We start from the raw sequence: 15,160 nt of genomic DNA, 5'->3' as shown, positions 1-15,160 counted from the left end.
GCGGCAACACGGCGACCGATACCCTGCGTTTCGGTGCGGGCATCCTCGCCAGCGACATCACTACCCGCAGAATCAATTCTGACTTGGTATTCCTGCACAGCAATGGCACGGATCAGGTCACATTTAAAGGTTGGTTTGATGGGGCAACCTCCAGCGCAGGAGTCGTTACTTACAACATAATTGAACGTGTGGAATTCGCCGATGGCACGTTCTGGACATGGGCGGATATGGTTGCCACGGGCCTGACTCAGGTCGGTACAGCAACTGGCGAAACCCTGTTCGGCTGGTCTGGCAATGACATCATTCACGGTGGAGGCGGTGCCGACTCTCTGTCAGGGGGGGCGGGGGCTAACCAGCTTTACGGCGATGCTGGGGATGACACACTCATGGTCGCGACCGGCTCGAAGGGTAATACGCTGGTCGGCGGCACCGGTAATGACACCTTGACCGGTGGCTACTTTGCGGACACCTATGTATTCAATCTAGGGGACGGTAAAGATGTCATTACCGACTACGACGCTGGCAATCTGGCGGTCGATACCCTGCGTTTTGGTTCGGGCATCCTCGCCAGTGACATCACTGCCCGCAGGGTCAACTCTGATTTGGTGTTTCTACACAACAACGGCACGGACCAGGTGACGGTTAAGAGCTGGTTCGATGGGGCAACTTCCGGCGCTAGTGCTTTGATTAACAACATCATTGAGCGGGTGGAGTTCGCCGATGGTACGTTCTGGACGTGGGCGGGTATGGCCGCTACAGGGTTGAATCAAGTCGGTACGGCGGCTACCGAAACTCTGACAGGCTGGTCTGGCAACGACATCATCCATGGTGGGGATGGCAACGATACCCTGTCAGGGGGTGAGGGGGCTAACCAGCTCTACGGCGATGGCGGCGATGACACAGTCATTGTGGCTACCGGCGCGAAAGGGAACACGCTGGTCGGCGGCACCGGTAATGACACCTTGACCGGTAGCTATTTCACTGACACCTACGTGTTCAACCTGGGGGACGGTAAAGACGTCATTACGGATTATGACGCCGGCAATCAGGGAACCGATACTTTACGTTTCGGTGCAGGCATCCTCGCCAGTGATATTCAGGTCCACAAATCCGGCGCTGATGTAGTGTTCATGCATCGCAACGGCATCGATCAGATAACAATTAAGGGGTGGTTCGATGGCACAACTTCCGGGGCGGGTGTAGCGATTAATAGTATCCTCGAACGCGTGGAGTTTGCGGATGGTACGTTCTGGATTTCAAAGGACATCGCCGCAGCAGGGCTAAGTCAAGTCGGTACCGAAGGGACTGAAACCCTAGTTGGTTGGTCTGGCAATGACATCATCCACGGTAGAGGCGGCAACGACACTCTCTTAGGAGGTGCAGGGGCAAACCAGCTCTACGGTGATGCTGGTGATGACACCATCACGGTTGCTGCCGCCTCGAAGGGAAACACCTTAGTCGGCGGTACCGGTAATGACACTTTGACCGGTGGTAACTACGCCGACAGCTATGTGTTCAACCGGGGGGACGGTAAAGACGTCGTTACAGACTACGACGGCGGCTATGTCGCGACTGATGCTCTTGAATTCGGAGCAGATATAAGCCCTCAAGACTTGTGGTTCAGGCGTAGCGGTTCCGATCTGGAAATCAGTGTCGTTGGGGCGACTGAGAAATTGACGGTCAGCAATTGGTACCAATCCAGTGCGTACCATATTGAAGCTTTCAAAACGGCTGATGGGAAGGGGCTATTGGATAGTCAGGTACAAAACTTGGTCGACAAAATGTCCTCTTTTGGAGTACCGGCAGGAGCTGAAACCAGCCTCAGTACAGACCAACGAACTCAACTAGATGCAGTGTTGGCTGCGAACTGGAAATAGCGTAATCCGGAGCGCTCGTGTAACCGTGTTCAACGGTTGCATTAGAAAGGTGTCCCATCCTGAACAGATGTGTTTGGTAGGGGGCACCAAAGCTCTAGATGCCCTAGGCTTTGGGGAAACATCGGTTTTATAGGCCTTCAGAGAGAGTCAAACCATTCAAAAGAAGCTTCGGCCTCTTTTTTTGTCCCCTGCATTCGTTGATCTGGCTCTTGCCTTAGGGAGCCTTTCGTCGCTCGGTGTTTATCAATGAGGACTCCAATCAGCCAGAGCCAACGCGCTGTATGCGATACTGGCTCTGTAGTGGCACGGTTTGGTGCCTGGATTAGGATCGGTACAAGGGCTTAACTCGCATGGCATGGATGAAGACAGCATCTGCTTCGCGGTGCTGGTATCGCGGGAAGAATCAATGACCCAGGGCGCTTTTCTTAGTTTTCGCTTGGCGAAATGGTTGGGCTCCACCTGTGCATCGTTGGATCTTGCATCCAACGGGTTGATTGCCGTCGACTGGACAGGGCAGGCGTCGAAGGTCTTGGTGACCCACATGTCTAAGCCTCCTCGTCTCGATAGGTGGTTGGGTGTCTCTTGTTTAACGCTGACGGTGCCATCTGGCCAATTAAGAGCCATCGGATGGGGTGTTCGGCGCCCCTATGACATCTGGCGCGCAGCGTTGCGTGAGTGGTATGGCGAGCGTGTATTAGCCATCGCCCAAATCCTAAATGCCTTCTATAAAAATCTCCAGACTCGTGGTTATTGCCGTCGCTCGCAATGGACCTTCCTGCATGCTCGTTTGGTCCAGCTAGCAAAGCAATGGCCAGCGCTACCTGCCAGGGGCTTGGGTGTTCTGTCGGGACCCGAACGCAAGATCCTGACCCGGGCCTGGTCGTGGGTTCATGACGGTGAGAAATGCTTACGGCGTTGGCGTAAGCACTATGTGAGGACCAGTCTCGCCAAGCATACTGATCTGTTCGACACGATCGAGTCCATGCCCCTGACGCTTAATCAGCGTCTGGCCTGCATTGTGGATGAGGACAACAATCTGGTACTGGCCGGGGCCGGTACTGGCAAGACCAGTACAACGATGGGACGCGTCGCCTTCTTGGTGCGCAGCGGGCAAGCGCGGCCTGAGGACATCTTGTTGCTGGCCTATGGCAGAGATGCTGCCAAGGAGATGCGTGAGCGGCTGGAGGCGCGTGTTGGCATAAAGGGTATCAAGGCCTCGACCTTCCACTCTCTTGGTCAAGACCTGCTGGGTCAACCGTCTCTGAGTCCAATGGCTGACGATGAAGCTGCTCGTAAACGGTTCGTCCAATTGGCTTTTGAAGACTTTCAGTCAGAGCCGGGCTATCGCAAGCGACTTTTGCAGTACTTCGAGAACTACTTGTTCCCGATCAAGAATCCCTTCGAGTTTGCTTCTCTGGGTGAGTACTTCGCCTACCTGGCAACGCATGAGGTCAGATCGCTTAAAGGGGAATTGGTCAAAAGCATGGCTGAGTGTCGCATTGCCAATTTCCTGTTCAAGATGGGTGTGGAATACCAATACGAGCCGCGCTATAAAGTGTCCACTCGAACGGCTGAGCGCCGGGACTACCATCCGGATTTTTATCTACCGACGTTTGATGTTTACATTGAGCATTTCGGCACGGACCGCCACGGCAACACGGCGCCCTATGTTGACCGCAAGGCCTATCATCAAGATATGGTCTGGAAACGCGACCTACATAAGCAACACCAGACTCGTTTGATCGAAACGTTCCATTTCGAGCAGCAGGAGGGTCAATTACTTCCTTTGCTGGAAAAGCGCTTGCAGTCTGCTGGGGTAACCTTCAATCCTCTGCCTGATGAGGCGATGCTGGAGACGCTTCGTGAGTTCGGTGTCGTCACTGAGTTCGCCGAGCTGCTGGAAAAGCTCCTTACTTGTTACAAGGCTGCGGATCTGGCCAGGATTGATCTGGAGGCTCGTATCAATGCAGCACCGTCTCCTGATCAGATGCGGGCAGCGCTCGAGCTGCTGATGCCGATCTACGGTCGTTATCAGGGTGATCTAGAGGGTAAGGGGCAGATCGATTATGACGACATGATTGTGAAGGCGGTGCACCTGGCGGAGCAGGGCGACTTCAAGGCTCCGTGGCGCTTTGTGCTGGTAGATGAGTACCAGGACATCTCTGAGCCGCGGGCGCGCTTGGTCAAAGCGCTCCGACGTTCACAACCCGATGGTTCGCTGTTTTGTGTGGGGGATGATTGGCAGTCGATTTATCGATTCGCCGGCAGTGATATTCGTTTGACCTCACAGTTTGAGGCGTTCTTTGGTGCGACCGCTATCAGTGCACTGGATAAGACCTTTCGCTTTAACGATCGAATCAATGCGGTGGCCAGTCGGTTTGTGATGCGCAATCCGGTGCAACTGAAAAAGAACATTCACACCCATACGTTGGAGGAATCGCCAGCGGTTTCGCTGTTTAGGACTGAGTTGGAAGACGATGAGGCTTTGCCCCATGTCTTGGCACGTATTGCCGTGCGGGCCAAGCCGGGGTCGGTTGTGTACATCTTGGCTCGGTTCAACTTTCTGCTGCCCGATCCGGCGGGGCTCAAGCAGCTCAATGGCAATCATCCGAATTTGACGATCAAGACCTACAGCATCCATACCTCCAAAGGGCAGGAGGCTGACTATATTGTGGTGCTCGGCAATAAAACCGGTAAGTTTGGAATGCCTCCTCAGAAAACAAGCCATCCACTGTTGGAAGCACTCTTGCCCCCACGTGAAGCGTTCGTTCATGCTGAGGAGCGACGTCTGTTTTATGTGGCGCTGACGAGAGCCAAACGGCGCGTTTACCTGGTGGTGGGGAAGGGGAAGGCTTCTAGCTTCATCAAGGAGTTGCTTGATGATCAGTACGACGTAGAGATCAATGAGTTTGGGGAGCCGGGGGAGGTGGCTGCTCAAGCGCCGGCTTGCCCTGCTTGTCAGGAAGGGGAGTTGACACTACGCACGAGGAAGAACGGTCTTGAGTCGTTTTTCTTTTGTTCGCTTTCCCCGCGCTGCGGACATACCGAAACGGCCTGTCCTGATTGTCAGTCTCAGATGCACAAAGAAGGACGTTACCTGATCTGCAACGAGAACTGTGGCGGCTGGGTTGCGTTGTGTCCGTTGACTGGGGGCCGAATGGTGCCACGGGGGGCTGGTAAGAAATTTTGGGGGTGTTCTGATTATCGTCGGGATGACGCAGACTCCTGCTCTCATACCGAGACGAGGATTTCGCTGCCAGTAGGTTGCAAGGCTCGGATATTGGCTCATTAGTCTCGCTGGTTTGGGGTCACAAAGGAGTTTTTCATGTTCGAAGATCTGCGCGAACAACTCAAGCCAACGTCCACGATGCGTGTGTACGACGCTGTGTCTGAGGCGGGCATTGATGTTAATGATTGGCACAACGTTTCTTCCAGTAGAACACCTGCTCAAAATCCAAAATACTGCTATCGCTGGGCGTTTGAAGGTGGTGGTCGGGTGTTGTTGTGTCTATGGCATAGCGACCTCAGTTTCCTAGAGGATGGGGTGGAGTACCATGGCAATGCTAGGGACGAGCAACGGGTTAACGAAGAACGTTCGAATGACCAGCGAGATCCCTCGCTCAAGCAACGATTCAAGAAGTGGGCTACTAGCGCCTATCAAATGGACGAAATCGTCAAAATTGCCCACCGCGAGAGCCGGTTGGTACGCGTTGCTTTGGTAGCCAGTAGGAACCTCGCCTTGCAGGACGATGAGCGTGCGGCAGCGGACTTTCGGTTGCTTGATGCGCAGCCTTGGCAACTGATGCGTTATGACATGCAAACTGGGGCTTTTCTGCTGCGGCGTGGATTAGGTTCCTTGCACGTCAATGGCCAAAGTGGCGTCGGAACCGGGCTCGGAGATTCTGGGACCTTAGCTCAACCGTTACCTGCTATCACCGCTGAGTCCTACGGCGTGGGAGTGGTGGATCAGTTCGTTGGGAACGAGCAGCCTGAACGCTGTGCCATATCCACGTTTGCTTGGCAGCGCAGCGCGCAAGTACGTCAGATTGTGTTGGCTCGGTCCAAGGGAGTCTGTGAGTTTTGCGGGCATCGTGGTTTTTTGAAAGGTAACGGAGATATCTATCTTGAAACTCATCATGTTGTCTCGCTTAGCGAAGGCGGAGGAGACACTCCTGATAATGTTATTGCTCTCTGTCCGGACCATCATCGGGAAGCGCATTATGGTGCAAACAGCAATGTGCTTCGGGCGCTTTTTCAACAAATTCTTGCGGCAGAGCCATTGTTAAATGGCTAGTGTTTTAATGACTGAGATATCAACGTAATTAGATTGACTGGCTCGTAGAAAAAACTCGTTGTGCACTTCAATGTTGTTTTCAGGATTTTTGAGGTTGGTGCGGACTTTTGGATTGCGTGACTGATTCAGTCTTGTCTGGTGCGAATGATTTAAGAACTAAAATCTAATTGGTTTTGCTAGGAGCGTTAATTGAAACCATTAAAAAGTGTATTTCTAACGGTCAATTCAGAGGTTCGTGAGTTCTCGTCGAAAGAAGAGGTTTTTAAATATTTTGACTCCGAAGAGCTTGATTGGAAGTGGTTGGCTGAGTTGCCCTCACTCTATCGAGATGCTGGCGTTGAAATTTTCTCAGGTTTCTTCAAGAATGCGCTAGACATTGCGCGAAAAAACTTGCTGGAGGGAAGTAAAAAAGTATATTTAGGCTCTTCTGGAGTATATGTGGAATCTAGTGGCAGCGAGGGGATTTTGATACGAAGGTTTCGGGAGCAATATGGGGATGTTGCTGCTGCGCTGGCATTGATATATCTTAATGAAAGCACTCGCAAAGCAATAGGTAACAGCCCAATAATAAAAAAATTCGTAGATAATCCTAGTTTGGCATTCGAGCGCGCTGCGGCCATACAGATAGGTTTGTCGTTGCAAGACTTTATTGCTATGGCATGGGACGCGAGATCATCGAATCTAAGGAATCAGCTTGAACGGTTTTCTGAGCATACCGCCTTGGCGCGCAACGCTGTAAATGGCTATGCAGCTGACTTAACAGAGGAAATCATTGCTTCCAAAACGAAGGTCGATTCGCTTGGGCGAGCGCTGGGTAAGTCTTATATACGTCGAAGGAAAATATACTCTCAGTACGCCGCTAAAGCGCGCCAAGAAGCTAAAGCAAGCGTTCTAGAAGCCAAGGCGGCGCTGGAGTCGGCGAAAGCGGCCTATCATGATCAAGTGGACTTGGATGCCTCAGTTCAATATTGGACGGCTCGAAGAAAAACACACTCTTTTTTCAAGTTCACATGGTTCCTTGCGATAATATTAAGTATGTCAGTGACATTTTTATCGATGTTGGCTTATTACGGGTATGGAGGTGCTGCAGGATTATCTCATTTACTACGTGAGCAGGGCCCCGCAGAGGCTGCTGTGCAATTGGCTGCTGCATCAGAGTCCGCTCCAAAAGTTTTGCTTGGTAGAAGCTCATCCGAATTGTCGGCGGCGGTCGCCGATTTGGCAGGTGCGGCTCTACTCATAACTTTGCTCGGTGTGCTAATAAAAATTACTCTTCGTCAGTTTAATACTCACTCTCATCTTTCTTTAGAGGCGGCTGAGCGAATAACGTTTACAAAAACCTATTTGGCTTTGTTGAATGAGGGCAAGCTTAAGTCTGATGAGGATAGAAAGTTGATATTGGAAAGTTTGTTCAGGTCTACGCAGTCAGGATCTGTTGCCGAGATTCCATTCTCGAGTCCCATTGAGCTAATCTTGAAAACATTAGGGGAGAAGAAAGTGGCTTAGTGTGGTCAGGGGAAGTATTTAGGGGAGGACGAAATGAATTACAGCCAAGGTTTCCAAGGGGGCGATTTTTGAGCCCTAATTGAGGCAGTTTTGTTGAGTGTATGCCAGCTTAGATCTCGTGCCCTAGTCGCCTCAATCCATTTCTAGAACGTACGACTGTGGTCACAGAGCCTTATCGCATAGCGTTCCTCATCGTCATACGACGTGGTGCCACACTGTATGCACTGTGGAGGTTTCAAGGGAGTGCGAGCCCCCTGACTATAAAAGGCCAGTTAGGTTTACCGTCCGTTTATAAAAGTACTGCGAAGCGAGCCCTTTAAATCTACCGAATGGCAATGTTCAGGGTTACGGTAGATAGGGTAGGGGCAGATAACCTAAATAGCCCGGCAGGGGGATTTCCATGAGCGTCGTTTTAGACCAATCGGGCGTTTCCACTTTGGTCGGCACGCCCAAAGAGGTACGGGCCCGCCTGAGCCGCTCGCATGCGGATCGAGTGCTGGTCGTGTCTTTCGATCACATCAAACCCAACGTTTTTGAAGCATTGGCTGAGAATTTCGCAAATGTGGCGTTCTCAATGTACGAGGTTTTGCAGGAGCGCCAAGACTTGAATTCCCTGGAACGATTGGCCGAAGTCTTTGTTTCGCGTAAGCCGCCTTCGCCCCGTTTGCTCAAGGAGGCGGCGATGCTGGTCCAAGCTCGCAAGGCGGTCTTGGGGAGTGGCGACTGGCTAACTGCAGCCGACATTGCACAAGTGGCGCAGTTAAGTACCCGAAACCCCAGCGCCCAGCCCAACAAGTGGAAAAAGCAAGGTCAGATCTTCGCTATCAATCATGGTGGGGTCGACTATTTCCCCGGCTACGGTCTGGACCCGGATGCAAACTACCGGCCGTTGAAGGCGCTGGCCAAAGTCATTGAGGTTTTCGAGGGGCACAAGGACAGCTGGGGTATGGCTTACTGGTTCCGTTCAGACAACAGCTTTTTGGGTGGCAAAAAGCCCCAAGACCTATTGGCATCGGCGCCTGACCGAGTGATAGGTGCTGCACAAGATGAGAACCGAGGAATCGCCCATGGATAAGCGCGATGCCTTGGGATGTAGAACTGGCTAATCGGCATCCTTTTTCTTGAGTCGAGCTAAGCCCTGTTTGATGAAACCGGCATTTTCCTCGATGGTTTGCAAAGCCCCGCGGATGTTGTCTCCGACCTCCTTTGAACCCTGCTTTTCGATATGAAGTGTTAGCTCCATTACAGCTGCCTCCAGCGCGACTTGGTTTCGGTAGATTCTTTCCAGTACATCCGTCAGCGAATATTTCCCAGACATTTGCTTTCGCTTCCTCTGAAAATTTCAAGCGTAGCATTCAGAGACAGAGACATGAGAGCGCCACTAATAGCGGGTCCGCAGCTTCCCTGGGCCGAGTTTTTGACGAGGGTGGGCATCAATCACGAAGAACAGCCCTGGATCTAACGATGATTTTTGAGTGATGCCCTTAATAACTCTCGCCGGACGGGAGGGTTTGACTGGCATAGGGCTATCACCTACGATGCCTCGGCATTTTTATGCCAGGGAGATACGGCTGTGTCGGATTCCAAGGTTGGTGGTTTTTTCAAGGCCGTGGTGATGTGGCTGTTCTTCGTTTTATTCCTAGTCATAGGGCTGGCGGCGATGTTTACCAGCTTTCTGTCGGGGCTGATCATGCTCCTAGCCGCTTGCATCTTCGTCCCGCAGATCAATAGGGCAATCAAAGAAAAAGTAAACATTATTGTGACCCCAGGCGCGCGTGCCGTGGTCGCTCTCGTTTGCTTCGGCCTATTTTTCTATTCCAGCAACGAAGCTCTGGACACCTCTCGCATCCAGCGTCAGGCCCAGGAAGCCTTGGTTAATCAGCAGAAGGCCGAACAGGCCCAAAAAGAAAAGTACGAGTACGTTGCTGCGAACCAAGACGCAATCTTGGCAGAGATGAACGCGATGATCGCAAAGAAAGACTACTCCGGGGCCACTGCCCTAGGCGGTAAGTACAGCAATGCGGGCAGCTTCGAAATTGACCAGGCTCTTTCGAAGGTGTCTGCCCAGAAGGCAGACGCTGACAAGCAGCAACGCAAAGCGACTCTCCTCACGTCTCTGAGCAACATCAAGCAAGATGATTATAAAGGCCTAGCCTCTACGTACTCACAGCTTGCTTCTATTGACCAGACATACCGAGCCAATGCTGACAAATTCTCCAAGCTCGCTGAACAGCATGCCCAGGAGCAGAAGGCCCGTGAGCAAGCTGCTTCTGATAAGGCACGCCGGCAAAGCTTGGGCCTTACTTGGAACTACGCAGACGGTGAAGACAAGATGTCCGGCAAGCCTGTGCGCCAGGCCTACGTGTCATCCATCAACACTGTTGATTTCAAATTTCCATACGGTGGGGTCCAGCGGGCAACGCTCACTATCCGTAAGCACCCACGGTGGGGTACTTCGGCGTATGTGGCCATTGAAAAGGGACAGTTCGTCTGCGGGTACGATGACTGCGATGTCCGAGTGAGATTCTCTAACGGCAACGCCCAGCGCATGTCAGCAAGTGAGCCCGACGACCACAGCTCCAACCTGCTTTTCATCAGCAATGCTGCATCGTTCATTGCCCGAGCTCGGAGGTCCGACAAAGTCTTCGTCGAGGCCGACTTTTACCAAGAGGGCAGCAGGGTCTTTGAGTTCGACGTCTCAGACCTAGAGTGGAAATGATTCGAATCCCAGTAGCATGGAAGGTTTTAGATGGAGGCCGCAGGAGTTCCCCTCGGACACAGCTAATCCTCCTGTGAATCTTTTCCATCAATCTACTCGACGATGTTTGACTGAAGCCCGGTAAGCGTCATCGTCAATGCAACACGCCTTCCTTCCCATCGCCTTTTGCGTCAGGGCAACCCATTCTGACCTCCGCCTGTCAGATCGTTCCTATACACATTGACCCAAAAACTTGTACAAGATTAACTGTATATTCGTACAGGTTTTTCGGAAGTCGTGCGTCATGAGCTTTTCAATTCTCGGTCCTATCGCCGTGGGTGGCTTGAAGCTGCCCTTGTGTTCGTTTCGTGTACCAGCCGGGTTTCCATCCCCTGCGGCGGATCACATCGAAGCGCATATCTCATTGGATGAGGTTCTGAATATCCGTGCCCCACATGTGTACCTGGTCTCGATTGCGGGGGAGAGCATGCAAGGTGCTGGAATCTTTGAAGGAGATCTGGCGGTAGTGGACCGGGCGTTGGAGCCGGTGCATGGCCATATCGTCGTGGCGCTGTTGAACAACGAGCCCGTCTGTAAACGACTGTGCATTCGCGGCAAGGAGGTGATTCTCCATTCGGAGAACCCAAAGTACCCACCGAGGTACGTGCTTGAGGGCGATGAGCTGCTTATCTGGGGCGTTGTCACATGCAGTGTGCGCAGCCATGTCTAAAGTCCAGCCGGTTTTCGCCCTGATTGATTGCAACAGCTTCTACGCCAGTTGCGAACGGGTGTTCCGTCCGGACCTGGCCCGGGTGCCGATCGTAGTGTTAAGCAACAACGACGGTTGTGTGATCGCTCGCAGCTATGACGCCAAGCCCTACGTGAAGATGGGCGCGCCGTACTTTCAGATCAAGGACACGCTGCGTCAGCATGGGATTGTCCCGTTCTCTTCAAACTACGCGCTCTACGGCGATATGAGTGAGCGTGTGATGACGCTCATTGAATCGATGGTGCCCGCGGTTGAGGTTTACAGCATTGATGAGGCTTTTGCGGACCTGACGGGCATTGAGGGGCTGGATGCTCTCGGCCGTAAGATCCGCAGCCATGTGCTGCGCTGCACCGGCATTCCGGTTGGGGTTGGCATTGCTCGTACCAAGACCTTGGCAAAGCTGGCTAATCACACGGCCAAGCGTTTGCAGGGGCAGACGGGTGGGGTGGTCGATATCTGCGATCCGTTCAAGCGCGACTGGGTGCTGCGTAATACCGATGTGTCTGAAGTGTGGGGTGTGGGCCGCAAGATGAAGCTGCACCTGGAGGAGATGGGCATCAAGACGGCAATGGATTTAGCCAAAGCTGATCCATGGACGTTGCGTAAGAAATTCAGTGTGGTGATCGAGAAGACGGCTCGTGAGCTGGCGGGGACGCCGTGTCTGGAACTGGATGAGCCGGATCCGCCCAAGCAGGAAATCTGCTGTAGTCGGATGTTCGGCAAGCGTCTCACCGAGCTGGCGCCTATCAAGGAGGCGGTAGCCACCTACATGATGCGGGCTTCGGAAAAGCTCAGGGCGCAGAAGTCGCTTTGCAAGAAGGTTCGGGTCAGCATCCGTACCGGCATGTTCAACCCGGAGGAGGCGAAGTATGCCAACGGGGTGCTGGTTGAGCTGCTGTATCCGACTGACGACGTGCGTCTTTTGACGAAAGCGGCAGTGGAGGCGCTGGATCGGGTTTTTCGGCCTGGCTTCAAATACAGTAAAGCTGAGGTGTTGCTGATGAATCTCTGCCAGGCGGGGGAGTACACCGATGATCTGTTTGCCACGTCGCAGCCTGCTGACGCGACGAAGTTGATGGCTGTGTTGGACCAGATCAATGGGCGATGGGGCAGGGGGACGCTGCGCTCTGCGAGCGTGCCTGACGACCCTGATTGGGGGATGCGGCGGGAGATGATGAGTCAGAGCTATACCACCAAGTTGGATCAGCTATGGCGGGTTCATTGCCATTAAATCGGTCTGGGAGGGGACCGCTTTGGTCCAGTTTATAGCCTGATTACAGTCGGCAGTCGGCCAATAGCAGACATTGCGTCGGTAATTGCCTTGCGCTTCAGCCAAGGCTGGTCTTTAGTGATGGCTAATGGCCTTTTTCCGGTGCCGCTAGGCCTTACTCGACTACATTGTGGTTACCTACCAAAAGGAGTTGATGGGAATGAGCAAGCTGCACTATCCAATTTTTCTCTCTTTTCTTGCTGCACTCAGTACAGGATGCACAAGTAATATATCCAGCAAGCACGCAACCGCGGTTGCCAAAGTCAACATCGAGCCTGGATATCAATACCGCCTTCCTAAAACATCATTTGATGTTACCGCTGATTTTGAAGCCACTGGTTGCACCATAGATCCGTCTAACAACACGCTCTCAATCTTATATGCGGCGAAGGTCAAAATAGAAAAAATCGAGTCTGGGGATCCAGACGCATCGTATATATTGGACTACGAGGCACTAGATGCACTAACGAAGCTTACAAGAATGGAGCTCGCAACAACACCAACGGGACTGCTCACTAGCGCCGGGGCGAAAGCTACCGACTTATCTGGCCCGCTTATAGTGGATAGTGTCAAAACAGTAGCAAGTGTTGCAACAGCCATAGCCCTTCCACAGGCGCAAGTAACGAGTTTGGTAAGCAGTACTATTAGCGCACTCAACACCAAACAGGTCAGGGCATTTAACCTAAATATAGCCAATATGGAAGATTTCCAAGCTTTCTTAAATAAAGAAGGATTCTCCAAAATACAGCAGCAGCAAATTGATAAAGCGAAGCAAGTTGATCCTTGCACTCCCATGAAAGAGAAGCTCGCGGAAATTGAAAGCATAAAAGGCGAGCTACATCAAGCTAAGGCAGATGCTGGCAAGATAGAAAAATTAAGACAAGAAATTTTAGCTCAAAAATCAGATGCGGCATGGCTGAAGTCTGAAATAGAGTTCCATAATAAATATAAGAACACTGATCAACAAAAATACTACAATGATAAGCTGAAAGACGTGGATTCAGAAATCTCTAAAAATAATGCAAGCTTGGCTTCTATTCAGAAATCCGCCAGCAGGCTGCCAGCGTTACAGTCGAAGCTAGACTCGGAGTATTCAAAGCTGCGATTCACAAAAAAGTCTAACATCCAGCCAGGGGCGGATAAGCTGATAGCAAAAACAATTAGCGTAGATCAAAGTTCTATTGGCGCCTTGATAAACTTTGGAGTGACTGGAAGTAAGACGCTGAGCTGTCCTGCCGGCAGTGGTTTCCAGTGCATAAGAAATTATCCAGAAGTTCAAGTTAAACTTGAGAATCTTTCGTTCACTGAGTACAACGTGGGCGGAAAGGGTAGAGAGGTGTCTGGGAAAGATGGGCGTAATGGTGTTTTTTATAGAATTCCAGGTGAAGCTAGACTAATTATATGTGAGGGGCTGTGCAGTAGTGCAAATTCAAGGAGTGAGTTGACCAACCAAATAGTTTCAGTATCTCAGTATGGGACTGTTGGAAATATCACTTTGAGAAATGGGATGTTTGCCGACAATCAAATAGATCTAGTATTTCATGAGAATGGAACACCTAAAACATTGGCCTTTGACTCGAAAGCCAGATCCGAGGCTGCTCGTCAGGCCGCGGTCCAAAGCGCTGAGACAGTCCTGAAGTATGTCGATGACAGAAATGCCGGCATAAGAAAAAGTAACAAAGGAGCTCAGGAAGACAGCCTGGCTCAAGTCAGGTATGAGAAGGACTTAGCTACCGAACGGGAAGCGATTACCCAGATCCTAAACGACTCACCAGCCAACTCTATTGATGCAAAAATAAAGTCCTATGAGAAACAAATCGAGCTTCTGCGCGTTCAGCGTCGACTTGAAGAAGAGCGAAAACTTCTAGATCGTGCAACTGAAACTGGTCAATGAGTAGGCTTAGCACGGAGCGCAACACAACAATTAGGGTGCGCGGTAGAGACGCTGGTTACCCTCCGAGAAACAATTGGGGACAGACCACGATATTGATGCTCCTGCATCAACAGCTACTGGCCTGTTCATCCCTGTTGCGAGCGTCTGCTTTCCCAGATTTTTGCTCTCTACCTTCGTCTTTAAACCTAGGCGAGCTCAGAGATCTCGCAGCATCAACCGCTGCTCCTTGCCCCAGGCCTGAAAAAATTCCTGCACCTGCCATCCACGCTTGGAGTAGTAGTCGCTGCGATCATGGGTGTGCAGGTACAGCCGTGTGGTGCCGTTGGCCTTTGCGGCGGCGCAGATGCCTTCTATTAGCTGTTCCGCCAAGCCTCTCTTCCTTGCCTGCGGGGCGATAAAGACGCAGGCGAGCCAGGGACCCAACTCCGGGCGCTCGGGCAGGTCGTTGGCTGCGAGTGCAGCACCACCAAGTAGCTGGTCATTCTCTAGTGCGATCAGGCATTGCCAACCACCGTTGCCCTGGCCCTCCGCGAATTCGGCCAAGGGCTGCTCGATAAACTCGTATGCGAACTGCTGATGCAGCCACTGCGCCAGGGTGTCGCTGTGTTGCATATGGTCGCGCAGCCAGACCAGGCGGGGCATGTGGGGATCTTCCTTGTTTTTTGATCAGTACGCGCATGTAGCCGTAAGGAGGGAATAGGGTCAAGCGCAACGGTGAAAAGTGGAGAGACTATTTCTCCTCCGGAATGACCGCTCCTGGCCGACTGCTGCCCTTACCCTAAGGCCGCTATCGGCCGATAGCAGTTATCCTGGGGTAAAGGTGACAAACTTAATTTCTCGCAAAGTAACTAT

At 52.1% G+C, this 15,160-nt stretch carries 11 protein-coding genes; 9 read left to right on the top strand and 2 right to left on the bottom strand.

What is annotated here, in order from left to right; genetic code table 11:
- From BLT00_RS30495 to BLT00_RS30475, 5 genes are all read left to right on the top strand, one after another.
- Positions 1 to 1,877, top strand: a 1,877-nt coding sequence (locus BLT00_RS30495; protein WP_305883206.1) for a calcium-binding protein, incomplete at its 5' end; no start/stop codon positions are given.
- A gap of 355 nt (positions 1,878 to 2,232) precedes the next feature.
- The gene (locus BLT00_RS30490; protein ID WP_256572803.1) at positions 2,233 to 5,169 is read left to right on the top strand and encodes a UvrD-helicase domain-containing protein; all 2,937 of its coding nucleotides are present in this window, start codon (positions 2,233 to 2,235) and stop codon (positions 5,167 to 5,169) included.
- 33 nt (positions 5,170 to 5,202) lie between these two features.
- On the top strand, positions 5,203 to 6,171 hold the full coding sequence (locus BLT00_RS30485) for an HNH endonuclease (protein ID WP_092151105.1): 969 nt from the start codon (positions 5,203 to 5,205) through the stop codon (positions 6,169 to 6,171).
- A gap of 189 nt (positions 6,172 to 6,360) precedes the next feature.
- On the top strand, positions 6,361 to 7,677 hold the full coding sequence (locus tag BLT00_RS30480; RefSeq protein WP_092151108.1) for a DUF6161 domain-containing protein: 1,317 nt from the start codon (positions 6,361 to 6,363) through the stop codon (positions 7,675 to 7,677).
- A gap of 400 nt (positions 7,678 to 8,077) precedes the next feature.
- Positions 8,078 to 8,752: a hypothetical protein gene (locus BLT00_RS30475; protein WP_092152612.1), complete on the top strand. Its 675-nt coding sequence runs from the start codon at positions 8,078 to 8,080 to the stop codon at positions 8,750 to 8,752.
- A gap of 27 nt (positions 8,753 to 8,779) precedes the next feature.
- On the opposite strand, the gene BLT00_RS30470 is transcribed toward BLT00_RS30475, so the two are convergent.
- Complete coding sequence (locus BLT00_RS30470) at positions 8,780 to 8,995, bottom strand: hypothetical protein (RefSeq protein ID WP_092151114.1); 216 nt, start codon at positions 8,993 to 8,995, stop codon at positions 8,780 to 8,782.
- A gap of 255 nt (positions 8,996 to 9,250) precedes the next feature.
- Here BLT00_RS30470 and BLT00_RS30465 point away from each other — a divergent pair, with 255 nt between their 5' ends.
- The 4 genes from BLT00_RS30465 to BLT00_RS30450 all read left to right on the top strand — a co-directional run bounded on the left by BLT00_RS30465 (position 9,251) and on the right by BLT00_RS30450 (position 14,308).
- On the top strand, positions 9,251 to 10,396 hold the full coding sequence (locus BLT00_RS30465; protein ID WP_092151117.1) for a hypothetical protein: 1,146 nt from the start codon (positions 9,251 to 9,253) through the stop codon (positions 10,394 to 10,396).
- Positions 10,397 to 10,679: 283 nt separating this feature from the next.
- On the top strand, positions 10,680 to 11,105 hold the full coding sequence (locus BLT00_RS30460; RefSeq protein ID WP_092151120.1) for a LexA family protein: 426 nt from the start codon (positions 10,680 to 10,682) through the stop codon (positions 11,103 to 11,105).
- On the top strand, positions 11,098 to 12,375 hold the full coding sequence (umuC, locus tag BLT00_RS30455; protein WP_092151123.1) for a translesion error-prone DNA polymerase V subunit UmuC: 1,278 nt from the start codon (positions 11,098 to 11,100) through the stop codon (positions 12,373 to 12,375). Before BLT00_RS30460 ends, umuC begins: the two co-directional genes overlap by 8 nt.
- A gap of 199 nt (positions 12,376 to 12,574) precedes the next feature.
- On the top strand, positions 12,575 to 14,308 hold the full coding sequence (locus BLT00_RS30450; protein WP_092151126.1) for a hypothetical protein: 1,734 nt from the start codon (positions 12,575 to 12,577) through the stop codon (positions 14,306 to 14,308).
- Positions 14,309 to 14,503: 195 nt separating this feature from the next.
- On the opposite strand, the gene BLT00_RS30445 is transcribed toward BLT00_RS30450, so the two are convergent.
- Positions 14,504 to 14,950, bottom strand: a complete 447-nt coding sequence (locus BLT00_RS30445) for a GNAT family N-acetyltransferase (RefSeq protein ID WP_092151129.1) — start codon at positions 14,948 to 14,950, stop codon at positions 14,504 to 14,506.
- Positions 14,951 to 15,160: the final 210 nt, after the last annotated feature.

Source organism: Pseudomonas sp. NFACC51 (genome assembly GCF_900103575.1).
Lineage (GTDB): Bacteria > Pseudomonadota > Gammaproteobacteria > Pseudomonadales > Pseudomonadaceae > Aquipseudomonas > Aquipseudomonas fluorescens_Q.
Note: the sequence above shows the minus strand (reverse complement) of the source record. Positions and strands in the feature narration are given on the sequence as shown.

Bases quoted from the DNA above. Each gene is read 5' to 3' on its own strand.
- BLT00_RS30490 (WP_256572803.1), top strand. From the start codon at position 2,233: ATGGATGAAGACAGCATCTGCTTCGCGGTGCTGGTATCGCGGGAAGAA.
- BLT00_RS30485 (WP_092151105.1), top strand. From the start codon at position 5,203: ATGTTCGAAGATCTGCGCGAACAACTCAAGCCAACGTCCACGATGCGT.
- BLT00_RS30475 (WP_092152612.1), top strand. From the start codon at position 8,078: ATGAGCGTCGTTTTAGACCAATCGGGCGTTTCCACTTTGGTCGGCACG.
- BLT00_RS30470 (WP_092151114.1), bottom strand. From the start codon at position 8,995: ATGTCTGGGAAATATTCGCTGACGGATGTACTGGAAAGAATCTACCGA.
- BLT00_RS30460 (WP_092151120.1), top strand. From the start codon at position 10,680: ATGAGCTTTTCAATTCTCGGTCCTATCGCCGTGGGTGGCTTGAAGCTG.
- umuC (WP_092151123.1), top strand. From the start codon at position 11,098: ATGTCTAAAGTCCAGCCGGTTTTCGCCCTGATTGATTGCAACAGCTTC.
- BLT00_RS30450 (WP_092151126.1), top strand. From the start codon at position 12,575: ATGAGCAAGCTGCACTATCCAATTTTTCTCTCTTTTCTTGCTGCACTC.
- BLT00_RS30445 (WP_092151129.1), bottom strand. From the start codon at position 14,950: ATGCCCCGCCTGGTCTGGCTGCGCGACCATATGCAACACAGCGACACC.